Source organism: Spartinivicinus ruber (assembly GCF_011009015.1).
In the GTDB taxonomy this organism is placed as follows: Bacteria; Pseudomonadota; Gammaproteobacteria; order Pseudomonadales; family Zooshikellaceae; genus Spartinivicinus; species Spartinivicinus ruber.
This window is the reverse complement of the sequence record NZ_CP048878.1, coordinates 5,462,978-5,488,551: the sequence shown is the minus strand read 5'-3', so window position 1 is coordinate 5,488,551 and position 25,574 is coordinate 5,462,978. Positions and strand designations below refer to the sequence as shown.

Below are 25,574 nucleotides of genomic sequence, written 5' to 3'. Positions count from 1 at the left end.
CTAACAACAAAATTTACTAATTAACTGTTGAAGTAACTTAACAGTTGGTTTTACGGTATCCATTGATAAATACTCATCGGGCTGATGGGCTTGATCAATATTACCAGGTCCTAGTACCACTGTTTCCATTCCTAGTTGTTGCAAAAAAGGTGCTTCAGTGGCAAAGGCAACTGATTCTGCATGATGCCCGGTTAATGTTTCAACTGTTTTTATTAATGTACTGTCTTTACCTGTTGAAAATGCCTCTACACCTGGAAAAATTGCCTCAACGCTAATCGGTACCTGGTAGTCATGGCTGATAGGTGCGACTCTGGCTCTTAGCATTTCACGTAGCTCATCACAATAAAGGCCTGGTAGTGGGCGTAAATCATATTCTAAAGTACACTCACCACAAATTCGGTTGGGATTATCTCCACCGTGAATACAGCCTAAATTAAGCGTAGGTACAGGTACTTCAAATATTGGGTTATTGTAGCGAGTAGCCAACTCACTGCGAAAACTTAAAATTGTATCAATAACTTGATGCATGACTTCAATGGCATTTACTCCGAGAGCAGGGTTGCTTGAGTGCCCTGACTTTCCCTTAATGCGGACCTTCTCCATCATAATGCCTTTATGCATATAAATAGGCTTTAAGCCGGTTGGCTCACCAATGACTGCATAACGGGCTTTAGGCTTAGCTGCTTCTACTAATGCGCGAGCACCATCCATCGAAGATTCTTCATCTGCTGTGGCAAGAATAATTAGTGGTTGTTTTAGTTCTTTATCCAGAAAAGGTTTAATAGCTTCAATGGCTAAGGCAAAAAAACCTTTCATATCGCAAATGCCAAGGCCAAACCATTTGTTCCCTGCTTCGGTTAGTTTAAAAGGATCATATTGCCAGCGCTGTTCATCATAGGGGACAGTATCTGTATGACCAGCAAGCACTAAACCGCCTGGGCCACTACCTAATGTGGCGATTAAATTGGCTTTATTGGGTTGATTGGGTAAGGGAAGAATTTCAATACTAAAACCAAGGTCAGTTAGCCAACTGGCTAATAAATCAATAACCGGTTTGTTACTTTGGTCTAGCTTAGGATTAGTACAGCTGATAGAGGGGACTTCTATCAAATTGGTCAACATGGTTGTAAGTTGAAGTTTAGACACCTGGTTTTATCCTTTTTATTGTCCTGGTAAAGCCGCTGGATACTAATATAGCTGGCTAGTCTCTAATTGGTTAACTGGTAATGACACATAGGCTTTACATTCTAGCGACTGGAACCTTTATAGTCTGTTTCATAGAAGCTCACTTCAAGTAAATATTGTCAGACCTAAGAGGGATGATACATGACTGAAGCTGCATTAAATGAATACCAAATTGCTGTTATTGGCATGCGTTGCCAGGGGTGCGCAAATAAAGTCCAGAGGGAAATTCAACAATTGCCTCAAGTGGATCATGCAGCTGTTAACTTTGCAAGTGGGCTATTGTCTGTCGCTGTAACGGAAGAGGCGTTATCTCAGGTTGTAGATAAGGTGAAGGGGCTTGGTTATCAAGCAGTACTATCGGATTTTGCTAGCAATCGGCAGCGACAGCAGGCACAACAACAGCAAACCAAGAATGAACAACAGCAACAGCGAATTAATCTGCTGGGCAGCTGGATTTTAGCATTTCCACTATTAATCAACATGATATCTATGTTGCTTTTTGAACAGCCTCTGTTTTCAGAGTGGTGGCAGCTGTTTTTGGCTACTCCAGTGCAATGGTGGTTTGGTCGCCAGTTTTATTTGGGAGCAATTAAAGCAGCCAAAGCCCGTTACACCAATATGGATGTGTTAATCACCTTAGGTACGGCAACAGCCTACAGCTACAGTTTAGTGGTGTTATTGGGTGGCTTAGAACAGCCGGTTTATTTTGAAGGGGCAGCTTTGGTTATTAGCTTTGTTTTATTAGGCAATTGGTTGGAAAGCCGTGCAACTATAAAAACTACTTCTGCCTTAACTCGTTTACTGGAATTACAGCCAGAAACAGTCAACAAACTGGATGCAAATCAGCAAGTAACAGAGCAGCCATTAATCAGTGTCAGAGTAGGGGATTTATTGCTGGTTAAACCAGGTGAGAAAGTACCTGTTGATGGAGAAGTAGTGAGTGGTACCAGTGAACTGGATGAGTCAATAGTTACTGGTGAAAGTATGCCAGTGGTAAAGCAGGCTGGAGATGAACTCATTACTGGCAGTATTAATGGTGGACAAGCACTAACCATGCAGGCAACGAGAGTAGGTGATGATACTACTCTGGCAAAAATTATAAATTGGATTGAGCAAGTGCAATCGAATAAAGCTCCTGTGCAGCGATTGGTTGATAAAGTCAGTCAGTATTTTGTGCCGGTAGTTTGTGTAATAGCGATAACAGCTGGACTAGTTTGGTGGCTTGGCGCTGGAGATGTTAATCAAGCCATTTTAGCGCTGGTTGCCGTATTAGTAATTGCTTGCCCGTGTGCGTTAGGATTAGCTACCCCTGTTGCCATAATGTCAGGTACCGGAGCAGCGGCAAAAGCAGGGATATTAATTAAGGATATTGCCGTGCTGGAGCAAAGTCGCCAAGTAAATAAGGTAGTGTTTGATAAAACTGGCACATTAACCCAAGGTAGGCCTGCTGTATCAAAAGTGATTGTTAACTTTTACAAAGAAGGTGAAATCACTCAACAACAAGTGATGGGTATCGCTGCAAGCGCCCAGCAAGCTAGTGAGCATTTGCTTGCAAAAGCGACCATTGAATATGCAAAAAAACATGATTTAGCCTTTAAGCCAGTTGAGCAGCTAGATAATTATCCAGGAGAAGGCATTGCTGCAGCTGTAGAGGGGCAGCAAGTGATTGTAGGTAACAGCAAGTTGCTTGATCGGTTTGGGTTGACGTGCCCAGAACAGCTAGTTAATCAAGTGAGTCAAGAGAGCGCTTCAGTGGCTTATGTTGCTGTTGATGATCAAATAATAGGTGCTTATCTGCTAACCGACCCAATACAACTAAGTGCCAACCAAGCTGTTAGCCAACTACAACAGCTAGGCTGCCAGTCTGAATTGTTAAGCGGAGATGGTAAGCGGGTGGTTGCTAATGTCGCAAAAGAATTAGCGATCAATGAATGGCAGGCGGAAGTATCGCCTGAGCAAAAAGCCCTGCGAGTCACTGCTCTAAGAGAATCAGGCAATTGTGTGGCCATGGTAGGTGATGGCGTTAATGATGCACCTGCATTAGCAGCTGCTGATATTGGCATTGCGATGGGGAGCGGGACTGATGTAGCGAAAGAAACTGCCGCAGTGACGTTATTAAGACCAGATCCAATCCTGGTACCAGCTACCTTGGAAATTGCCCGAAAAACCTATTGGAAGATCCGCCAAAATCTATTTTGGGCTTTTTTCTTTAATAGCCTGGCAATTCCTGTGGCTGCACTGGGTTATTTAAACCCGGCAGTTGCTGGTGCCGCAATGGCATTTAGCAGCTTGTTTGTAGTCACAAACTCGTTGTTCTTGCAGCAATGGAGACCAGCTAATAAGGTAGGAGTGTCAGGTGTATGAATATCAGTGAAGTAGCTAAAGCTTCAGGTTTAACAGCAAAAACCATTCGTTACTATGAAAGTATTGGGCTGATAAAGCCAGCCCGACGTTTACATAATGGCTATCGATCATATACACAGGAAGATGTTGGTAGTTTGAAATTTATCCATCAGTTGCGAGAGTTTGGCTTTTCGTTAGCAGAATGCGAGGATCTGTTTGCCTTATATAAAAAGCCAGACAGGCAAAGCCGAGATATAAAAGCCAAAGTAACAACTAGGTTGGAGCAAGTCAGAACTAAAATTAAAGAACTTGAGCAATTGGCTGACTCGCTGGAACAAATGCTGGCAAGTTGTGCAGGTGATGATCAGCCAGAATGTGGGATTATTAATCGGTTGGTTGAGTAGAATAATAGACGACAATTATTGTTAGAATCTTCAGTCGGTTCCCTTCAGAATATGCATCAAGAAATAAGAGAGCGCAAAAAATCTTTAAAGATAAATGAAAATAGCCTTATTTGCATAACGCTCTTGAAAGAGCCGAGAGGTTCCTTGCACGCTTTGATCATGAGCGCCTTATACTAGCTGTTTATAAAAAAAGTGAAAAAGAGCTTGATACTTCTGATGTCTTATAGTTAACAAGTCAATGCACTGACCTGTCAAATAGATGATTTTAACCAGTTGCAAAACTCCCTTAAACTACTGAAACTGAAAAACATGGCAGGAAATTTAAGCACTTATTTCGTATAGCACTAGATCATTTACTCCGAATAGACGTGGAATAAAGTGCTAAACTACAGTGACTTCAGCACTTCCTGATATACATAGGGGGTAAAAAATGGGAAGTCATACGCTTAGTTTGCTATCCATTATTTTATTACTGGCGGCTAATGGCTTTTTTTGTTGCTGCAGAGTTTGCACTTGTGAAGGCTAAAGCCTTTCGAATTGAATCAATGGCTAGTGAAAGCATATCTTCTGCAAAACTAGTTGTCAGGATCCAAGATAATCTTGAAGCCTATTTAGCTGCTTGCCAATTAGGTATTACGATGGCATCTCTTGGGCTTGGTTGGGTTGGAGAGCCTGCTGTTGAAGCTTTGTTGCTACCGTTGTTTAATTACATTGGAATACCTGATCCAATGATACACACTAGTGCATTTATAATTGGTTTTCTATTTTTTTCTTCATTGCATATTGTTGTTGGCGAGCAAGTTCCTAAAACCTTTGCGATCAGAAAATCTGAGCCAGTTTCTCTATGGGTGGCATATCCACTGCATATAACTTATCTTTTATCCTACCCATTAAATTGGCTGCTGAATAATGCTTCCAGAGCGATTTTATCTTGGTTTAAGGTTGAAGAAGCATCGCTTGAAGATATTTATACTGGCGATGAATTGAGAGGTTTGGTAACAACTTCTGAAGAACATGGAGAACTAGAAACAGACCGGGCTACTATGCTGAGAAATCTTTTTGATTTTGACCAGCGCTTAGTTGGGCGGGTTATGATTCCTAGAACGGAATTGAAAGTACTTGATGTTTCGCTTAGCCCTGAAGAAAATCTAAAAGTAATTAAAGACAGTGGTCACTCTCGATTTCCTTTAATTGATAGTAAAAATAGTAAAGATGAAATTGTTGGAATTATCCTGGTGAAAGACCTCTATGCAAAAATTTTAGAAGGTGAATCATCCCCTTGGAAAGATCTTCATAAGTTTGCTAGGGAAGCCTTGGTTGTTCCAGAAATGCAAAGGGTAGCTGATATTTTTGATGCAATGCGAGAACGTCGAGCGCATATTTCAATAGTGGTTGATGAATATGGAAAACTTGCTGGGTTAGTAACACTAGAAGACCTGTTAGAGGAAATCGTTGGTGATATTGAAGACGAGACTGACACAAATAATGTTGGTAATGAGATTGTTCAATTGAGTGACAATCTATGGGAGGTTGACGGATTATTATCTATCTCTGATGCTTCCAGGCTTATTGGTGTGGAGGTTCCTGATGAATTGGATGCGAATACGCTATCAGGGCTATGTATTCTTGAGCTAGGAAGGATGCCTGTAGTGGATGATGTTGTTGAAAAATACAATTATCGATTTACAGTCAAAACTGTTGATGGACACCGTATTGGTAAATTATTAGTTGAGAAAATTATTGAGCCTGATAAGTAATGCAGCTTACACAATTACGAAGAACGCTAAAAATTTAAATTCAGGTAATTTGAAGTTTGGGTTCAAGTGTATAACTCCTGAGAATTTATGTAGGGGGGAGATATCATGAAAGCAATAATTAATCTGTCGGCAGTTTAGAGTTTTTATCATCAAGTATCCGCACTTCGCGCTGGGGAAATGGTATTTCAATACCATTTTCTTGAAGGGTTTCGAGGATAATTAGCAGCAGATCGCCGCCCACTCGATTACGGCCATCATCAATCCCCTCCATCCAGAACTCAACAAACATATTGATGCCAGAATCACCAAAACTATCGATTTCACAATCGGGGCGTTCTTCAAAGGGAATATTATCTCCACTGATTACCTGAGGATGCCCTGCTACAGCAGTTTTAACCAGCTCGACCATATTACGAACATCGGTTTTATAGGCAACTGAAAAATCAACACGGTAACGCTGCTTAGTGTTTTTGTGAGTCCAGTTGGTGAATGAACTAGTAATAAATTTTTCATTGGGTACAACGATATCTTTTCCATCGAAGGTCTCCAATGTGGTCGAGCGCATGTTCAACTGGGTAACGATACCGGTTCGGCCGTCCTCTAGTTCTATATAATCACCAACTGATACTGAGCGATCCAGCAGAATAATCACTCCGGAGATAAAGTTGGAGGCAATTGCCTGCAGCCCAAATCCCAAGCCAACCCCAACCGCTCCACCAAATACTGCCAGAGCCGTAAGATTAATACCCATGACCTGTAGCATTAACAGGAATATTATGAAGAAAAGAGAAATTTCGAATAGTTTGGCCAGTACTTCACGCGTACGAAAATCTAACGATTGTTGTTTGCGAATAAGCGTCTGGCCTGTGGAATTAGAAACCCGCCCTAACCAAAATAACAGTGAGCCAAATAGGATAACTCTTACCACCCCATAGGCTGACAGATTGATATTTCCAACTTTAATAGCAATGGACTCAAGAACCTGAACAATATCATCCAAAATGCCAATCAAGTGTAGAAATAAAATGGGTAGACCAATCCAACGGAATATCTGTGCTACAAGTTTGTGAGTGATAACAAGATTTACGAATGAGTTGAATAGCAACAATATGGCTGCAACTAAGGCGAACTTCATTACCCAGCCGTCTTCCAGTACCAGTTGGCTGAACTCTAATGTCAATCGTAATAGTAATATTGCAAATAACGGAAATAGTAGTTTCCCAAAGCGGAAAAACAGGTCATGGATTGGGAAACTTTCAGGGGGTGTTGGCCTCTGTTTAAAGATAGGGATATGTTTGCGAAGCCTACTGGCAAGCATGTAAGCTAGTGTATAGACCAAGATAATAACGGCGATTTCGCTATAGGTTTCAATCCGCGAGACCGTATCAATGACTTTATTCAGGCTACCATTGAGTAGGGTAAATAACTCTTCCTGATTCATGCCACCCTTATTTTCTTCAGTGAATTATCAATGACCTGATATAGCTATCCTGCTTGCTGATGATGATGAACCTCTTCAGCAATATCCAAAGCCTCTTTGGGTAACTTTTTAGGTTTGGCCTTCTGTTTACGTTGGTTTTTTACTGGAATCATTGAGCGCATTGATTCCAATTTACCAAAACATAACAACTTGTCGTCTGCCTCAAGTTGACGACTGGATTTAGGGTTAGGAATAACTTTATTGCCTCGGTATAGAGTCAGTACGTTAATATCCTGCTCGGGTAAACCTGATTCTGATATGGTCTGCCCAATATATTGTGAGCCTTCTGGAATATAAAGCTCACTCACACCGTAGCCTTTGCTCACGGTTAGGCGTTGGCGTATATCAATCTCGGGGAAATCTACCTGGGCAGATATATAGTCGATAATTGAACCTGCAATATCCAGTTTGGTACAGGTTTCAATCCCTTCTAAGCCGGGGGAAGAATTAACCTCCATTATTTGAGGTCCATCGGCACCTTCAAGCATATCTACGCCAGCCACCTGTAACCCCATAATTTGTGCAGCGCGAACGGCTGCTTCTTTATAATGGTCATTCAATTCGACTGCTTCGGTAATACCACCACGGTGAACGTTACTGCGAAATTCTTGTCCTTGGGCTACCCGGCGCATGGCAGCCACAACTTGGTTACCTACCACGAAAGCGCGAATATCCTTGCCTTTGCTTTCTGCTACAAATTTTTGCACAAGAACGTTTTGTTTCTGGCTCTGTAGCAATTCGATTAAAGCTTCTGCAGATTTGGTACTCTCTGCCAATAAGACGCCAATGCCTTGAGTACCCTCGATAAGCTTAATAATGACAGGTGCATTACCCACCCGTGAAATGGCTGGCAACACATCCTTTTTATCTCGCACATAGTTAGTTTTTGGAATGCCGATATGATGTCGGCTTAGCAATTGAAGGCTGCGCAGTTTATCTCGTGAATTAAGGATACCATGTGCTGTATTTGCGCAGAAAACGTTCATCTCCTGAAACTGTCGTACAACAGCTGTGCCGAAATAAGTAATAGAGGCTCCAATGCGTGGTAGTACGGCATCAATGCCAGTTAACTCACGTTGTCTGTAGTAGAGGCTGGGTGAGCCTCTTTCCAGATCAATCGCAAATTTCAGGGTGTTCATCACTTTAACATCATGCCCACGATCCAAAGCTGACTCTTTTAATCGACGGGTGCTATAGCATTTTGGCCCACAGGAGAGGATGGCAAGATTCATCAAAATATCCAATGTAGTTATTTTCTTTTAAGCCTTGTATATTCTGATTAAAATGCAAGTAAAACCCCTTAAGAATAGGGTGTGTCATCTAACTGTCAAATAGGTAGTATCTCATTAGTGTGCCTACTCTCATACTTGTAAAGCCCAAGCTCATAACGGCTAATAAAAAGCTCTATGACAATATCATGCTGTTTGGTGACTTTAGAGAAAAAATTGTTTTTCTTTGCAGCGAGCAGTTTATGATCATATTTGGTCACACTTTGTATTGAATAAACCTTCTGAGTTAATAAGTGTGAAAACTAACTAAGAGTTTGTATCAAGCTTATTAATTACTCAGTTTTATGAGTCTTTGCTGGTAGCAAAAGCCAAAGCGCCTATGGAAGCTGCTCGAAAAGGGCGGGATAGGAAGAAAAATCTATGAAAAAACTGGGAATCAATGAAAGATAATATCATGCGAGAAGCTGTAATGGCAAAATTTTCTCAGCATGAGGACTTAAAGTCATTGTTGTTATCGACTGGTGATGCTCACATCATTGAGCATACTGAAAATGATGCATATTGGGGGGATGGTGGCGATGGTAGTGGTAAAAACATGTTAGGTAAAATTTTGGTTGAAACACGTGAAAGATTGAAAGCATAATCTGCTAATAGTTATTTAAAAATTTTGGATTGACAGATATTGGTGTATATTTAGAGCATTATTGAGTGTTGTATTATTTGCACTATTAGTTAGTAGGGTGTGCAAACACAGGAGCATATAAAAGAGCTTCTGTTTCTAGTTTTGATGATAGTAGTAGCCAGAGGGATAGGTTTATTATTAAGTCTGCTGATATTGAATTTGATGTAAAAGAGCCTGCTACTGCTGCCGAAAAGGTGAAAGAAATGGTAGCACAGGAATCTGGTTATACTGATAATATTCGAGATTACAATCAAGAAGATATCTCGATGGTTGTGAAGGTTCCTGAAAGGAAGCTAGAGTTGTTTGTAGAGCAAATTTCTTCATTAGGTAACGTTACTTCAAAATCATTTAACTCTGAAGATGTAACAGAAGAGATGATTAATATAGAAGCTAATATAGCTAACTTATCAGCACTTAGAGAAAGATTTTGGTCTCTATTAAATAAAGCCACAGAAGCAAACGATATTCTAAAAATTGAAAAAGAGCTGAATCGAATCCAGACTGAGTTAGATTCAATTGAAGGCCGTCGTAAGAGTTTGAAAAACTGAGTAGCTTTTTCAAGAGTTGATATAACTCTAAACCAAGAAACCATATATGGTCCTTTAGGTTATCTTGGTAAAGGCTTTATTTGGATAGTTAGAAAGCTTTTTGTAATTAAATAAGTTAATGGTCTTATTGAAAATAAGTGGTGTTAAACTGGTTAATGAAGCATGAACTCAACTTACACTGTGTTTAAAATTACAAAATAGTAAATAATTCCTTAGGTTATTAACAAAGTTTTACAACAATAAGCATTGATCAATCAAAATAGGCAGATGCTTAATTGATCCAATAATATGACATAAGCTGATTGTATTAGCTGCCGCAATTAGATCGTTTATTTTCTGACTCCACAATACAACTAAAGTCGGTTATTAATTACATGAAATTAGCAGCAAGTGTTTTGTTGAACCCTGTGATAATTGAAATGTAGTATTTACCCAAATATCACGCTCACCACAGGGAGATTTGTTTATTCTACCAATAATGATCTACCGATCATGCCACTTGAGTACATTACCCGGGATACGCCAAAAAAACGAGCGGGTGTCCACATTGGACTTTTGGTAATGGCTGTGGATGCATTAATAATGCTTGGTACACTGCTGGCTCTTCTCGACTGTGGTATAGCAGCGCTTCCTTTGCGGGCAAGTTCGATAACCTGTTTTCCTGTTTGGTTAGATAATTGCTGAGCATATGAGTTTGCTAAAAAGTTTGTTCCTCTGAATAAAGCGGGCGCTCTATCACCTGTGATGGCAATACGTTGGAAGGGTTCGCTACTATGAAATGCTCGATGAAGAGATTTTGCAACAAACCTTGGGTTATAGCGGGCGATGCTATCTGTTAATTTTAAGGTGACTTGCCCAGAATTAGGGGAGGTAATTAAACTGGGATTTAGTGGACTTCTAATGAGTTGACCGCTAGCATTTGCTGCCACTTTTGCGCCGGCAATAAGTGAGCCAATACCGGAAACAGCAGATGTAATTCCAAATGCTAGAGCTGCATAGCCTAATTGTGATGAAACTGTAGGGTTTGCTTCTTCAATTGCGCCAGAGGCAATACCTAATCCACCACTAATCATGCCTGTTACGCCTGATGTAACTGCTAAGCCCGCTTTGAATGCGGCAGCTGTTGTAATAGCAGCGGCTCCAGTCATTAAGCCTGCTGATGCTGCTATTCCAGCACCAAGGGTAACGACGCCAATCACCAAAGCTAAAACGCCTAGGCCAATGGAAACACCTGCCTGCCAGCTTAAATGTCCGGTTGGATCAACTAAATTAATTGGGTCATTGAGGCAGTAAGAATAACAATTAAACCCACCATCATTAAAAGGACTCAAAGAGTCAATTGAGTGAAACCGCATTAGCCGAGGGTTAAATATACGATAGCCATTGCCTAAATGGTAAACTTGGGCAATGGAATCATAGTGCTCACCAGTAAAGCGAATGGGGTTTTGTAAAATAATTAGCTTTGGTAGTTCACGGTTATTAGCTAGGCTGAGTGCGCCATGAACAGGAATGCTGGTAGTAAATAACGAAGCTGAAGTAACAAATAGGGAAGATTTAATCAAAAATCCCCGTCGTGATAAATTGGGTAAATCTTCCAATGATGTACTTGGCAACTTCTGGTTAAAAAAAATGTTAGTTAACTTCACTGTTATTACTCATCATCTTTAATTTGATAATTATCCCATCCCAAGCCCGCAATAGTATTGCTATCCACTAACTTCAGTTGAGCAGCATTACCAAATTGATCAAATACTTTGAATTTTGGACGAAGGTCATAGTGATAAGAGTCATTACTGGTCAAGTTTACATAATGCCCATTTTGTCGTGTATGACTGCAATGATTTCGTGTTATGTAAATACATGTTTTATAGTCATCATAATTACCTTTTCCTTGCACAAACTTTACATTGCTAGTCGAGATAGGTAGCTCAAAGTGGTAGTCTTCTCGTTTTTTATCTTCAATATTCCAGATACGTACATAGTCACTAATTGTTTGAGGTTCAATAGAGGGTTTATAGGGATAAAGGATTAAAGAGTAAGCAGTTATGTTGCTGTTGTATCTTAGTAAACTACCTCCAGGCCGAAAGTAGTCCATTGCTCTAAAAAAATGGTTACCTTCTTGCAGAGGGTTTTCCCATTCTAAGCCATAAATTTTAATTTGTTTATCTTTGGGAGTGAGCTGCCAATAGCCAACATACCACGTGTCAGTATTTTTTAAGTAATGAAAGTCAAAACTAAAGTCTTCAGCACGGTATTGTAAAGGGTCTATAGAGCTGATAGTTGCATACTCATCATACAACATGTCGCAACTACTAACTGTTACACCATTATTAATAGAAACCTCAGCACATACATGTTTACTGTAGTGTGTTTCGTTTGTTGATACCCAGTAGGTTAGTTGTGACCAACCGCTAGTTAGCCGAGGATTATTACGAATAGTTGTCTCAGATGAGCTAACAGATCTACGAATAATACCTGCTGAACGGGGTACTGTATGTTGGTATTGATTTTCTGTTACAGTATAAAACCAATGTTTATCATATGAATCAGAAAAATACTGATTATAAGTAAAATTTAGTCCTGATTGTTTGCCAAATAAATATGTAGCTGAAATTAATTCATCGGTTGGTATAGTAATAGGTTTTCTTGTTGTAGGGTTAATAGCTTTGACTTTTATATAAACGGGTGCTTGCATTTTACCATTAGCATAAATTTGATAAGCTTGGCCATGAGTAAGGTCTGTTTCTACCCGAATATCTTGAATTTCATAGTGGTCGGCATCTAATGATCCTGCAAAAGCCGCTCCAATGATTATATTACTAATTGCTATTGATAGGATGTTAATTGGTTTTATATAAGCCATAATATTACCTTTTTTTAAATATGAGTTTTTTACTTCATTTATTGTTATTAATAGCTATTACCAAATGGCTGGTAACTTATTTTATTGAGAATATTTCCTTGAATTGAATAAATAGCGCTTTTTTGGTGGTCAGTAACCATAATATCTGCAATTTGCCCAGTTTGACTTTGAACTGTTCTTTGTAGAATTCCATGATTCCCATTTAATCTACGACTAGTCCAGTCGCCTTGAGACTCATTAATTGGTTGATGCTGGGAAAAGAATTGCTGGTGAGGTGGTTGATTAGGTATAACACAGGTGACTTGTTGCCCTAATCCATCATATAAATAGTTCACAACCTGTTGACCATCAGCATTAAATAGCTTGGTAACTTGATTAAGCGCATTATATTGATATTGTACACCTTGCTCATCTTTAATGATGTTGCCATTGTTATCATAACTGATAGCGAGTTTTTCTGCGAAGTTAGTGAGTCGTTCACTGTTGTTAGCTATATCGTGAAGGTTTGTTATAGTTGTATTGCTAGTAATAGATTGTAATTGCCCCAAGCAATTATCGTGGTAAGAAAAATGCTGAGTTTTGATATATGTACAACCATTTTTTAGATACTCTACGATAAACTGATCAGTATCTCCTAAACGGTTGTAGTGATAAATTTGTTTTTGAATCAAACCATCTTTAGTGTCATTGGGATCGTTGTTGTCTTTATATCGAGGAGCATTTGGCCCATGTGAGTGGTATTCACTTAGTCTACCTAGTGAGTCATAGTGATATTGTTCAGTTGTTGTCTTGCCATTTTCATCGGTTAGTTGCTTTTTAATTAATTTATTTTGTGTGTTATAGGTGAATGACTGTCGACAAACAATGACATGATCGATGAGCGATATTTTTTGAGTAAGTCGAGTATACTCATCGTAAAAATATTGATGAATAACTAATTGTCCTGATTGAGTGAACAGTACTTCCTTGTTAACTTGGTCAAACTCATCATAGTAGAACTCAACGATACTTTGATCTTGAATGATTTTTGATAAGCGACCATTTTTGTCATATGCTCGTTGCTCTGTATTTTTAAAAAAGTCTGTTATTGATAGAATATTTCCTTGCCGTGAATACTGATAATTTACTTGATGCTCACCTTGTTTTTCAGCTTTGAGCAAACCGTCTGTTTGATATTCCATACATCTTTGCAAATTGGGATTTGTGACTGACGCTAACTCACCTGTTGGCTTTGTATACTTAAATATGTTATTGATAGATTGATCTGAACTGAGTTCTTTTAGTGGTAACCCAAGAGTAATATCTAACTCTTTTTCAATGATAACTTGGTTTGGGTATTCAGTTCGGGTTGGTTCTGGCCATTGGTGTGCGTATGTAAAATAGGTGGGCGATAATCCCAATTTTGTTTCTGAGCTAATTCTACCTAATTTGTCGTAAGTGCGCTTACCTACCGTAGTGTTATTCACTACTATTTCAATCAGCCACTCATCTAGAGAGTTTGGGTCGTAGTGTTTATCGATAGTTAATATATCATTGATTGATTCTTGAATTAGCCGCCCTTGTACATCATACTTGTAATATACAGGAACATCATAGCGGCCTTGTTCTTCAATCAGTCTTCCGAACCCATCATAAAATTGCTTTATAGTTTGTTCATTGATGTTAATTTCAGTGGGTTGTTGTGATTCATTTAATTGAGTAGTTTTTAACTGTATTCTTTTTCCCTTTACGGATTCTAAGTATTGAGTTAGCGTGTTTGTAACTTTGTCAATTTTCTTTACCTGTGATAGTCCTGTTGGCAGTATTTCCTTATATACTTCTCCCCAAATATCATATTTAAAATGGGTTGTATACTGCTGCTCTTGTTGTTCACTATTTGTATCGTATAACGTAATAGAAGATAATTGGCCTTGTGAATTATAGGTCCTGCTTTCATAAATTTGTAGGATGCCTGAAGCATCCGTTTTCATCACTTGCTTGATTCGACCAAGTCCATCAACAAGAAATTTTTCTATATGAGCTGAAGTGTTTGTAATCGTATAGTATTTTTTATTTTCTTCTAATTTGTAAATATAGTTGCATTCTGATTGATAAGGGCTGTTAACACGAGTTATTTCTTTACTTAGTCGTGATAAAGAGTCGTACGTAAATTTTGTGGTAACGCCATATTTATCAATAGTGACTATTTTTCTACCACTACTTATGTGTTTGAAAATAGTTTCTTGGTATTGTGATTCTCCATCAATAAAACAGTGCAAAATAGTTTGAATACTCTCACCTGTTTTTTGATAAGTATATTGATCAACAGCATTGCGACTTCCTACTAGTAAATTTTCTTTTTCAATACGCCCATGGAGTAAGTGATTATTTGGTGTATTAAAATAAGTAATAGAGCGTTGATATATTGGTAGGCCTTTATTAGTAAAAACTGTTTCTGAGGCTAATAATGCAAATGGTAACGGCTTTGATAAAAAGGCACTGGAAATAGGGTTTTCGTCAATAACAGTAATGCTTGGGAATGGAGTATAACTGTATTTATGAATTAGAATTTCTTCCGTTCCTATCGCATATTTTTCTGATGGGAAGATATGCTTTTGTTTTAAGTAAATTGGGGTTCGAGTAGGAGAGGGTGGGCAGCCATTTTCACCTTGTGCTGAATAATACTCGTAACGTTGAGTAATACCAAAAGGGTCTATTGAAGATACTAAATTGCCATATTTGTCATATTCATAATGGTAAGTTTCTGATCGTTGTTCGCCATTATCATTAAAATAAGTAGTAACATCTCTGATTGGTAGTGCATAGGCTGCTGGCTGTTCATCAAAGGGTTTGGTGCAATCTGCTGTATACTCTATTTGGCGGCGAGCTATAATAATATTCTCATTAGTATCAAGTATTTCTTCTATGATAAGTAAATGAAAGCGATTGTAAATCCGAGTCACTGCTTGATCACCACGTTTTTCTATAGACTGATAACGGTAGTTGTGGGTGCGCTCGTACAAATTATCTTTGTGTTTAACGAATTTTGCTCCTGAGGCAAAGCCAAGGTAATTGTGACGACTATATTCATATGTTGTATTTATAGTAGTAATGTCATTTCCGAAAATACGATGGTGAATCACTGCGGGCAAGGTAGGCAATGGGCTCTCTATTGGAGTTCTTAGCCCTTCAGAATCGTAGGTTAATGATTCAATGGCTCCTAGTGGATGAGTGAGTTGTTTTATTACTCGACAATTACTGATGGTGGTATATTCCAGCTGATAACTAGCATTATCTGCAAGTACAGCACCTATTAATTCATTATGATGAATATGTAATGAGATTACTGTTTGACTGTTTTTAGCGATTTTAACGCCGCTTTCATCATAAGTAAAAGCAAGTGCTTGGCCATGATCATCAGTGATTGATTTGATTCTTCCTCTTCTGATAGGTGAATAATAGTTAATTAAAAGTCTTCTGCCGTCTAACTGTTGAATGTTTTCTAAAAAACCTTCTGGATTTAAGAATTCACATGTTCCTGCTTTGTACTGTATTTTGATACCGCCACTAGCAAGTGCATAGGCTTTAAACTCATGAGAGTTTGCATAAAGTAACTCTAGCTCGATTTCATTGTCATCAGTGATATGGAATGGTAATACATGATAGCTTTGACCTTGTCCTAAATGAAGTTGGCGGTTTTTACGGTCATATCGGGATAAATTATGTAACCAGCCTTCGCCAAATCCTAGGTTTTCATTGGTTAAAAAATGATACTGAATAAAAAAACTAAATTCAGGACCCATTAATAAACTGCCAAGTAGATGGGATAGCTGTATTTGTAGGCGATACATGCCTGTTCGTGGGTCTACCGTGCTACTTAAGTGATTAGAGTATTGAAATGCATTTGTTGTAATAGTGTTCATTTCTTCTGACATTTTGCATTCTCAGTAAATTGCTACTAACTTGGTAATGAGCGTAGTTTTACATCAGTCATAGGTTTTTATTATTTTGAGGTCAGCATACTAATAAAAAAATGATGAAATCAAAGAATTTTTTGTTATTTTTTGTATTTAATATAATGTACTGCGGTGCTATTTTTTGTTTTCAAGATAACTAGAATAAGCCTGTGAAGTTAGTGTAGTATGATTTCGGTTATGATGTTGCGATAGGGTAAACATGCTAGCGATAATTACATAAATAACTATATAAGCTATTTGAGATTTAAATTTGTTGGTTGGTTTTTGTTGGAGCACTAGGTATGCAATTGTATATCAGTTTGATGTGTGTTAGCCATGGAAAGAGGTAGTATGTAAAGTGATTAAAAAAATAGTTATTTTATTTGCTTTGTTTTTAAGTATGAATGTTAAGGCAACTCAAGAGTATATAGTAAGCTCTAAAATAAAACATAATGATAATTTGTTTTCTTCATTTGAGGTGAAACTATCAGAAGGTAACTGGAAAACTGCCCAAAATAGTGATTGCAATTATGCTGCAATTGTAACTAAGCTTTTAAAAAACATTATTAGTTAGATCGAAAGTAACTTGTGGAGGATATTCGTTTCAACCTGAGTTTATTTTGAACGAAAAAGTTATGGAAGCGAACATGATATTTGGTGGGGAGCATGACTTTTGGGAATATTCTATTGCTGTAGTTCTTCAAGAGTAGCAATTGCTATATTTCATTATTATTGCTTTTCAGTTAAAATATTAAACTCTAGCTTTTAGAGAATACTGCTATGTTGATTTTTGTCTCATAAATATTCTTTCTACTACACTTGGTAGGAAAATTTCAATTGCGTAATAAGTAGAGGGTATTTCTACGTTTACGCAAGAGATTTCCAAACTGAATGTAAACCTTATTTTAGTTAATACAAGGGCATGCATTCAGTGTTGTCATATTCGGTACTTTGTTCGTTAATATCCTCTGATGGCAAGTCATCATTAATATAGGGTAATGGAAAAAACTAATAAGGATATCAATCATGAGTAATAACAATGTCTATGCGTCTTATAATGGATCACAAAGAGGATTTACTATCCGTGATTTTCAGCTAAATCAATTGTCTTTTGTTGGTACGGATTTTAACTTTAGTGGCATTGCTGCAGGGCCCAATAATGACGTATATTTGACATCAAATAATCATATATTTCACTATGATAACAATGGGAAGTTAATTAAAGATATGACCTTTCCAGATGGTGGTATTGTCTATACCAGTGTTATTGTAAAGGGGAATAAAGTCTATGCTGCTTATGAAGGCTCCCAGTTGGGTGTAACAGTTCGTGATTTAAACTTGAATCAACAGTCTTATTTTAATACTGGCGTTAAAGCCAGTGGTATTGCTGCAGGCCCTGATAATGATGTGTATGTGACAGCGGCTAATCATATTTATCATTACAGGACAGATGGTACATTGATAAAAGATATGAACTTTCCTGTCAGTTCTATTAATTACACTGATGTTACTGTTATTGGTGATCGGGTTTATGCATCATATAATGGCTCGCAAGAAGGCTTTACCATTCGTGACTTAAACCTAAATCAGTTGTCCTATACAAACACTGGCTTTAACATTAGTGGTATTGCTGCAGGGCCAGAAAATGACTTGTATGTGACTTCTGCAAATCATATTTATAACTACAACACTAATGGTACGCTTATTAAGGATATGACATTCCCTGATAACAGAGTAAATTACACAAGCGTATCCGTTATTTTCACAACATTAACATAAAACTTTCTGTTGTTTTTGGGGAAGGGGTATGAATTGCCCTTTCCCTGTGATTAACCACTGCAAACAGATGATGGCCGTATGAGGGGTTGCCAAAGGAGAAAGGTGTGGAACTAGGTATTTTGGCAATACTGATCAGTGCAATTGCTTATGCAATGGTAGCACGACGAGTTTCAAATACAGTCATCACTGCACCAATGGTATTTCTGACGGTAGGTTTAATGATGGCCTACTCAAATTTAATGCATGTTGATCATGTACAGTACTTATTACATTTAGTGGCGGAAATATCACTAATTATCTTACTTTTTATTGATGCTGCCAGAACAAATTTTGATGCACTGCGCAGGCAAAGTCTTTGGCCAATGCGAATGTTGTTGATTGGTTTACCACTTACTATTGGCTTGGGGTTTTTGCTGGGTATTCCTTTTTTCCCTGACTGGCCATTGCCTCTCATTGCGTTAGTAGCGGCAATAATGGCACCTACTGATGCGGCATTGGGTCAGGCTGTGATCACCCATCCTCATGTTCCCGAACGTGAACGACTAACGCTAACAGTAGAAAGCGGACTTAATGATGGTTTAGCATTACCTGTTATTTTAATGTTGGCTTGTATGGTAACAGGGCTTAGTGCCAGCGATGCAGACCAGACTAATTGGCTACTATTTGGCTTACAGCAAATTACTCTAGGACCAATTGCTGGTGGTTTATTGGGGTGGGTGGGCGCTCAAGTATTTCTTTTCGTTGAATCTCGCAAACTAACAGCACCAACCTATGAGGGTGTTGCGGCGCTTGCGCTTGCTGGCTCATCTTACCTTATTGCAAGCTTAATTGGTGGCAATGGGTTTATAGCTGCATTTGTCGCTGGGCTCTTTTTTGGCCATTTTGTGAAAGGCCGTTGCCGATTTATCTATGAATTTACCGAAAGCGAAGGACAGATGCTGGTGTGGGCTTCATTTGTTTTTATTGGCCTTGGACTGTTACCAAACGCTATCGAATTACTGACTTTGCCAATGGCAATCTACATCATGATGAGTCTATTTGTTGTTCGCCCACTGGCAATTTATCTATCACTTTTAGGCACGCAAACTCAGCAACTAACCCGGCTATTTTTTGGTTGGTTTGGACCTCGTGGTTTGGCCACAGCGTTATTTGCATTAATCGTAACTGAGGAATTGCAGCAAGAGTTTGCTCATTCAGTATTAGTACTTTCAATTAATGCAGTGTGGATGAGTGCTCTGCTCCATGGTATGACAGCTGTACCTGGAGCTGAGTGGTATGCCAGAAAATTTGCCAAAACCAAAAAGGGTTTAGTTTAAAGGCAGGCTACATTACATAATTTGCAAGTAAATATACGCCAATATAGCCAACAGAATAAGCTGACAAAAGGGCGAATCCATAACGAGCATATTTGCCAAAGGTAAGCCCTGGCACTTTTGACATTGCTACTATACCTGCAGCGGAGCCAATAATAAGTAGCGATCCGCCAACACCGACAGCATAGGTTAACCCCAGCCACTCAGCTCTACTCATGGTAATACCGGATTTAAGTAGTGCGGCTGTTAGAGGTACGTTATCAATACAGGCAGATAATAATCCCATTAGATAGTTTGCCACCAAAGGCGACACTAGCGTGTACATTGATAAGAGTGATTCTAATACATTTATTTCTTTTAGCGCTCCAACGAGCAAAAGAATACCCAAGAAAAATAGTAGGGCTTCAAACTCAATGGAGCGTATATATTCGAGAATAGGGTCATTTTCAATATCGTCATTAAAAAATCGAGCGACCAGAAACATAGTTGACAGTCCAAATAGAAAGGTCAGTACAGGTGGAATCTGATAGATAACGTTCAGGATAATTGTCCCTAAAATTGTGCTGAGAAATACACAGGCAATAGCAATATCTACCCTGCGCACACCTGTACGATGTTGTTGTATGGTAACGTTGCCTGACAGCCCTAGGCTTAAAATTGTTGCCATAAACATAACTGCAACAAAGGATGGAAGACTTAACATCAACAAGTCTAAAATATCTACTTTATTCTGCAGGAATATCATCAAAGTAGTCACATCACCAGTGATTAGCGCTACGCCACCTGAGTTGACGGCGAAAACCAGTAGAGCAGCAAACCGAAGAGTTTTGGCTGTATCCATGCGTAAGGAAAGAATAAGTGTAACGGATACTAAGGTTGCAGTGATATTGTCGGCTAGGGACGAAAAAATAAAACAGAATAGGCCAGTTAAAAATAACAGTTTACGTTCTGAAATCTGCTTTGGGAGGAATAGATAGATTAGGTTTTCAATCATCCCCTTTTTGTTAAGGTAAGCAACAAAGGTCATTGCTGATAGCAAGAAAAGCCAAAGGCTGGCTATTTCAGCGATGTTGCTTTCTAGGCCATGAATAATTGCTTCCTGGTTTTCAGGCCCGCCATGACTAGATACAAAGAGTAAAATCCAGGCGAGGGCTCCAAGAAAAAGGGTGATTTTGGCTTTGTTTACGTGTATTACTTCTTCTAGAACAACACCCAGAAGCGCGAGTACTGCTAAACCTATTACTGCATAGTGCAACCACATAAAAACCATTTCCTTTTTCTTGGGAAGTTTTAACCACCAGAATGTAGATTATAAAAAAATAGATAGTTTAAACTAGCTCATCCCTCACTGTAATATTTGTTTTGTTGAAATAAAGACAGTTAACTATCAATCTATCTGGTTTGTGTTGAAATATTAGCTTTTTATGGCTGTACAAAAACTAACATCGGCAATGTGAGTTTGTGGGTCATAGCTGTGGTATAACTCGAAGCATGGCCGGTCGTCTGACTCTAACCCAGATTGAATTAGCTCTTTCATTAAGTCATCCCAGCTAGGGCCATACTGACTTTTGTCAGTAATTGTTTTTCTGATAACACCATAGCTCCCACCAGGAAAATCTTGTAGTTCTACACCACCACTGACCTCTGTTTCGGTTGGAACCATCAGACAAATATCAGTCCGACACTTTTCTGCTGGTGTTATCTCGGGGTTATCATGATAGATGAATATACACTGACTGCCTGTTAGTCCTTTGGCACCCGCCCACTGATAAAGTTTTGTAGCTGCTGGTTCGTAATTTTCACCGTAAGGACCTGTTACTCGAATATAAGCTAATTTACTTGTATCAAACTGTTGTGTGTGCATGGTTACTATGCTCCTGTTTTTGGTTTCAGGAGTAGCATATGGGTTACCAGCATCATCAGCGTTGCCTGTCTTGCTAAGTACGTGTCCAATCTTGCTATTTCTAAACAATGCAGCAAATGCTTCGAGACTTTCGCAATTACGAGTTTCAGTTGGGGTAAGCCCAAAATGTTGGCGAAAAGCTTTAGCAAAGCTTTGTGAACTGGAAAAGCCATAGTTCAATGCAACTTCAGTTACTGTGCTTTGCTTTTTAAATAAGTCATCTGCAGCAGCTTGAAGCCTTAATCGACGGATATACTCAGATAAAGTTTCTCCCATCACGGCTTTGAAAATACGGTGAAAGTGATAAGGACTCAAGCAAGCAATTTTTGCAACTTTTGTAAGGTTTAAAGGCTCGTTGAAATGACTTTCTAGATAACGAATGAGAGGGGTGAGTTTTTGTTGATAATTAATCTTCATTTGATTGGGACCAAAAATTTCATCAAAGCTATAAATGAACCATAAAGTGAATGTTCTTTATTTATAGTGAAATAAGCGGCTTGCCTCTATTCCCCAGGGTATCTACCTTTTAATTAGCACTCTCTGAATTAAGATGGAGGGAGGCAGTCATGTATACCAATATTATGGTGCCTGTTGATCTAGCTCACTTGGATAAAATGGATAAAGCATTACGAGCAGCAGCTGATCTCGCGAAGTTTTATCATGCTGAAATCCATTATGTATCTGTGACTGGCTCTTTGCCTAGTGAACTAGCACGTAACCCGGAGATATTTGCTAAAAAGCTGGATGAGTTTGTTGCTAATCAGGATAGTATCTATGGGGTTAAGGGACAGGCTCATCCTATTACTGCAACAGATCCAACTGCTGATCTCGACCAAATATTGAGTGATGCAGGTGAAGCTGTTGGAGCAGATTTAGTCATCATGGCCGCACATGTCCCTGGGTTATGGCAAAATCTATTTCATAACCATGGTAGTTATGTGGCTAGTCATGCCCATATGTCAGTATTTTTGGTTAGGTGAGAGGTTACAATTGATTGGGTAGGGGAAGCATGCAGCTTTCACTGCATGCATTTAGATTAGTTATTGCAGCTACAAAACTTAAGTAAATATACTTTCAAAAATATAGAAGAATAAAATCGCTAAGCCTGCACCAGCAGGTAGAGTGACTATCCAAGAAATAAAAATATTGCCAATAACCCGTAAGTTTAGTGCACCAATACCTCTTGCAAAACCAACCCCTAATACGGCCCCTACCAATGTGTGAGTGGTAGAAATTGGTAGACCAGTGCCAGAAGCTAATACAACAGTTGTTGCAGCAGCTAATTCAGCAGCAAAGCCACGGCTTGGCGTTAGCTCTGTAATATGTTTACCAATGGTTTGCATAACTCGATAACCATAGGTAGCCAAGCCAACCACAATACCTAAACCACCCAGTAGTAAAATCCACCAGGGCATACTAGTTTTAGCTACGATTTCACCACCAGACTTCACCACGCCAACTACAGCGGCCAATGGGCCAACAGCATTAGCAACGTCGTTTGAGCCATGAGCAAATGCCATTGAGCACGCAGTAAAGATCATTAATACACCAAAGACTTTTTCCACACTGCTGAAATGAAATTTTTCATCAGCTTCGGGATCTTCTTTGATTTTACTAAGCAGTGATTTGCCCAGCAGAGTTACTGCTGCACCAGCCAGTAATGCAATGATCAGACTCTGGCCATAGCTTAGATCTAAGCCAATGTGTTTTAAGCCTTTAACCAGGGTGACCATGGCGATCATAAAGCCCACTAAAAACATATAAATGGGCACATATTTTTTAGCATTTTGGAAGGGGCTATCGGTATTGAGAATAAGCCTCTGCACACTCATAAATATGCCAAATGCGATGGTTCCCGAGAGCAGTGGTGAGACTACCCAGCTAGCGGCGATGGTGCCCACTTTACCCCAATTAACCACTTCTACAGAAATACCCACAGCAGCAAAGCCAACGATTGCCCCAACAATCGAGTGAGTGGTAGAAACTGGCCAACCAAACATGGTAGCAATTAATAACCAGGTTCCTGCTGCCAAAAGTGCAGCCATCATGCCGTATACCAGCAAGTCTGGGTTGGCTAATAGGGCCGGTGTGGAGGGGTCAATAATGCCTTTTCGAATGGTTGAGGTAACTGAGCCGCCAGCTAAATAGGCACCAGCAAACTCAAAAACCATAGCAATTAAAATTGCTTGTTTTACTGTCAGTGCTTTGGAGCCAACTGATGTTCCCATCGCGTTAGCCACATCATTGGCACCAACCCCCCAAGCCATGAAAAAGCCAAAAACGCAGGCCATGCCCATAAATAGCAGGCCGTATTCAGCAATGATTTCCATTGTTTCGTTCCGGTGTCTTAGTGTTTAACGGGCAAGTAATAGCTGTAGGTGGCTACCTACTCTAGAGGCTCTGTCGGCAAGGTCCCCGATCCAGTCAATGATCTTGTACAGAAACATCACATCAACAGGCGGTAGTTGTTTTTCTAATTGGAATAATTTTGCTCTGATGGCGACTTGTATTTTGTCAGTGTCACTTTCAATGGCATCCAAGTCTTCAATCATTTTTTCAACGATATCAACTTCTCTGCCAGAAAAGCCGGTTTCAACCAACTCATCTAACTCGCTCATGGCTTTTAGTGCCTGTGCAGATGTATCTATAGAGCGGGCTACATAATCTTTGAATTCTGGCTGTAGTTCTACAGGAATAGACATTTTGCGGCCAAGCATAAGCCCGGCAATATCTTTAGCCCGGTTAGCGACTTTGTCTTGTACTGTTATGATGTCTAATAAGTCAGTACGAGGTACAGGCAGAAATAAACTTTTAGGCAGTGATAGACGGATTTGTTTTTTGAGTACATCCGCTTCACCTTCCAGATTGGCAATATCTGCTTGAATTTTGGCAGCTTCTTCCCAGTTATCACTCATAGCCGCGCTTACAAAAGGAACCAATTGGGTTGCACACTCGTGTACTTTGGCGATGTGCTGTTGAATTGGCCCTATCGGCGACCGCCCAAACATACTCGATAAAAGGTTTTTTGCTGGCATTTTTACCGATTCCAGGATAAATGTCGGCGCAAGTATACGGAGACTAATCTGACATGACCACCCCTAAATGTCATCAAATCGAAGCATTTTTAACTGACTGGATAGCCGTGATTTGCTGCTGAATTAGCGGCAAATGCAGTCGTATTCAAGTTGTTGGCTATCATTGTACATTATGTGTTGAATGTTTCTATTAACAGTAAGAGACTAATAAATATTCAACATAAGACCATTGGCAGGCCGTTACGAAATTTATGTTTTAAAGGTTAGCCTGAGCAAACTGGTTTTTGAAGATCTACTGAAGTATTCAAGTTAGACGGCTTTAGGCTTGTTTGTGATGCTTGTCAAATATTGAGGTTATTTATTAAAAGATCAACCTATTATCAGTCGAATTGATAATGCTATGCGATTTACCATTCAATAAAACCTGCTAACAAGCGCAGAAGGAATAAAGCGAGCAAAATGGGAACCGAAACTGAAATTAAGCTGGCACTAAATGACACTTTGCCAGAGCAAATCAAGCAAGCGACTTTTTTTGAAGAACATAATGCTGAACTAATAGGTACTAAGCCACTGATTAATATTTACTTTGATACACCAACTGGTGATTTACACCAGCATAAAATGGCGCTGCGAATTCGCCAGTTAGCAGATGGTACATACATTCAAACACTGAAGACCAGAGGGCAAAGTGTTGCTGGATTATCTACCCGAAATGAGTGGGAATGGCCTGTTAGCAATAAAAAGCTGGACTTAGCATTACTTGATGAAGTTTGGCCACAGTCTCTTCATTCTGCGGTAAGAGAACAGTTGGTACCTGTGTTTGAAACAAATTTTGAACGTACCACCTGGTTTTTGGACTGGCATGTTGGGCAAGAAGTGGCCAAGGTTGAATTCGCTCTAGACCAGGGTTTTATAATTGCTGATGATAAGAAGCAGCTGATTAGAGAGTTAGAGTTGGAGCTTAAAGCGGGTAGTCAAGTTGCGCTAGTTCAGCTATCTGAGATGCTTCAAAAGCAGTTTTCATTGCAGCCATATGACCTTAGTAAAGCAGAACGAGGCTATCAGCTGTTAGCAGAAGCTGTTGATCGCTAGCCAGTCTGTTATGTTTGCTGGAGTTT

Annotated in this window: 19 protein-coding genes and 2 pseudogenes; 10 read left to right on the top strand and 11 right to left on the bottom strand. The window is 39.2% G+C overall.

The window, feature by feature from the left end; all coding sequences use genetic code 11:
* Entirely contained in the window at positions 1-1,146 is a 1,146-nt protein-coding gene (argE, locus tag G4Y78_RS24845) for an acetylornithine deacetylase (RefSeq protein WP_230425645.1), read from the bottom strand.
* Positions 1,147-1,326: 180 nt separating this feature from the next.
* On the opposite strand from argE, the gene G4Y78_RS24840 reads away from it, so the two are divergent.
* From G4Y78_RS24840 to G4Y78_RS24830, 3 genes are all read left to right on the top strand, one after another.
* The gene (locus G4Y78_RS24840; RefSeq protein ID WP_163835564.1) at positions 1,327-3,549 is read left to right on the top strand and encodes a heavy metal translocating P-type ATPase; all 2,223 of its coding nucleotides are present in this window, start codon (positions 1,327-1,329) and stop codon (positions 3,547-3,549) included.
* Complete coding sequence (cueR, locus tag G4Y78_RS24835; RefSeq protein ID WP_163835563.1) at positions 3,546-3,932, top strand: Cu(I)-responsive transcriptional regulator; 387 nt, start codon at positions 3,546-3,548, stop codon at positions 3,930-3,932. The genes G4Y78_RS24840 and cueR overlap by 4 nt, the downstream gene beginning before the upstream one ends.
* Before the next feature lie 482 nt (positions 3,933-4,414).
* Positions 4,415-5,689 (top strand): hemolysin family protein, encoded by a 1,275-nt coding sequence (locus tag G4Y78_RS24830; protein ID WP_163835562.1) that lies wholly within the window; start codon positions 4,415-4,417, stop codon positions 5,687-5,689.
* Between the two features lie 118 nt (positions 5,690-5,807).
* On the opposite strand, the gene G4Y78_RS24825 is transcribed toward G4Y78_RS24830, so the two are convergent.
* From G4Y78_RS24825 to G4Y78_RS24820, 3 genes and pseudogenes are all read right to left on the bottom strand, one after another.
* Entirely contained in the window at positions 5,808-7,130 is a 1,323-nt protein-coding gene (locus tag G4Y78_RS24825; RefSeq protein ID WP_163835561.1) for a mechanosensitive ion channel family protein, read from the bottom strand.
* A gap of 44 nt (positions 7,131-7,174) precedes the next feature.
* The gene (locus G4Y78_RS31160; RefSeq protein ID WP_230425778.1) at positions 7,175-7,477 is read right to left on the bottom strand and encodes a cation:proton antiporter regulatory subunit; all 303 of its coding nucleotides are present in this window, start codon (positions 7,475-7,477) and stop codon (positions 7,175-7,177) included.
* Between the two features lie 66 nt (positions 7,478-7,543).
* Positions 7,544-8,401: pseudogene (locus G4Y78_RS24820) on the bottom strand (ATP-grasp domain-containing protein); the annotation flags it as partial.
* A 433-nt stretch (positions 8,402-8,834) separates the two neighbouring features.
* Here G4Y78_RS24820 and G4Y78_RS24815 point away from each other — a divergent pair.
* Both G4Y78_RS24815 and G4Y78_RS24810 read left to right on the top strand, forming a co-directional pair.
* Positions 8,835-9,041: pseudogene (locus G4Y78_RS24815) on the top strand (NADAR family protein); the annotation flags it as partial.
* A 173-nt stretch (positions 9,042-9,214) separates the two neighbouring features.
* Positions 9,215-9,628, top strand: a complete 414-nt coding sequence (locus tag G4Y78_RS24810; RefSeq protein ID WP_163836597.1) for a DUF4349 domain-containing protein — start codon at positions 9,215-9,217, stop codon at positions 9,626-9,628.
* A gap of 464 nt (positions 9,629-10,092) precedes the next feature.
* On the opposite strand, the gene G4Y78_RS24805 is transcribed toward G4Y78_RS24810, so the two are convergent.
* From G4Y78_RS24805 to G4Y78_RS24795, 3 genes are read right to left on the bottom strand one after another with little or no spacing between them, the layout of a single operon-like run.
* The gene (locus G4Y78_RS24805) at positions 10,093-11,274 is read right to left on the bottom strand and encodes an RHS repeat-associated core domain-containing protein (protein WP_222937581.1); all 1,182 of its coding nucleotides are present in this window, start codon (positions 11,272-11,274) and stop codon (positions 10,093-10,095) included.
* A 5-nt stretch (positions 11,275-11,279) separates the two neighbouring features.
* Entirely contained in the window at positions 11,280-12,491 is a 1,212-nt protein-coding gene (locus G4Y78_RS24800) for a hypothetical protein (RefSeq protein ID WP_163835559.1), read from the bottom strand.
* Positions 12,492-12,538: 47 nt separating this feature from the next.
* Entirely contained in the window at positions 12,539-16,405 is a 3,867-nt protein-coding gene (locus G4Y78_RS24795) for an RHS repeat domain-containing protein (protein WP_163835558.1), read from the bottom strand.
* 379 nt (positions 16,406-16,784) lie between these two features.
* Between G4Y78_RS24795 and G4Y78_RS24790 the strand changes: the two genes are divergently transcribed.
* The 3 genes from G4Y78_RS24790 (at position 16,785) to G4Y78_RS24780 (ending at position 19,521) form a co-directional block, all read left to right on the top strand.
* Positions 16,785-17,000, top strand: a complete 216-nt coding sequence (locus tag G4Y78_RS24790) for a hypothetical protein (protein ID WP_163835557.1) — start codon at positions 16,785-16,787, stop codon at positions 16,998-17,000.
* A gap of 452 nt (positions 17,001-17,452) precedes the next feature.
* Positions 17,453-18,205, top strand: a complete 753-nt coding sequence (locus G4Y78_RS24785; protein WP_163835556.1) for an esterase-like activity of phytase family protein — start codon at positions 17,453-17,455, stop codon at positions 18,203-18,205.
* 104 nt (positions 18,206-18,309) lie between these two features.
* Positions 18,310-19,521, top strand: a complete 1,212-nt coding sequence (locus tag G4Y78_RS24780) for a cation:proton antiporter (protein ID WP_163835555.1) — start codon at positions 18,310-18,312, stop codon at positions 19,519-19,521.
* A 7-nt stretch (positions 19,522-19,528) separates the two neighbouring features.
* On the opposite strand, the gene nhaD is transcribed toward G4Y78_RS24780, so the two are convergent.
* Together nhaD and G4Y78_RS24770 are read right to left on the bottom strand one after the other, a co-directional pair.
* Positions 19,529-20,788 (bottom strand): sodium:proton antiporter NhaD, encoded by a 1,260-nt coding sequence (gene nhaD, locus G4Y78_RS24775; RefSeq protein ID WP_163835554.1) that lies wholly within the window; start codon positions 20,786-20,788, stop codon positions 19,529-19,531.
* A 144-nt stretch (positions 20,789-20,932) separates the two neighbouring features.
* Complete coding sequence (locus G4Y78_RS24770; protein ID WP_163835553.1) at positions 20,933-21,838, bottom strand: AraC family transcriptional regulator; 906 nt, start codon at positions 21,836-21,838, stop codon at positions 20,933-20,935.
* 149 nt (positions 21,839-21,987) lie between these two features.
* Between G4Y78_RS24770 and G4Y78_RS24765 the strand changes: the two genes are divergently transcribed.
* Complete coding sequence (locus tag G4Y78_RS24765) at positions 21,988-22,401, top strand: universal stress protein (RefSeq protein WP_163835552.1); 414 nt, start codon at positions 21,988-21,990, stop codon at positions 22,399-22,401.
* Between the two features lie 78 nt (positions 22,402-22,479).
* On the opposite strand, the gene G4Y78_RS24760 is transcribed toward G4Y78_RS24765, so the two are convergent.
* Positions 22,480-23,751: an inorganic phosphate transporter gene (locus G4Y78_RS24760; protein WP_163835551.1), complete on the bottom strand. Its 1,272-nt coding sequence runs from the start codon at positions 23,749-23,751 to the stop codon at positions 22,480-22,482.
* Between the two features lie 24 nt (positions 23,752-23,775).
* Positions 23,776-24,456, bottom strand: coding sequence for a TIGR00153 family protein (locus G4Y78_RS24755; RefSeq protein ID WP_163835550.1), 681 nt, complete (start codon positions 24,454-24,456; stop codon positions 23,776-23,778).
* 459 nt (positions 24,457-24,915) lie between these two features.
* On the opposite strand from G4Y78_RS24755, the gene G4Y78_RS24750 reads away from it, so the two are divergent.
* Complete coding sequence (locus G4Y78_RS24750) at positions 24,916-25,548, top strand: CYTH domain-containing protein (RefSeq protein WP_163835549.1); 633 nt, start codon at positions 24,916-24,918, stop codon at positions 25,546-25,548.
* The last annotated feature ends 26 nt before the right edge of the window (positions 25,549-25,574 follow it).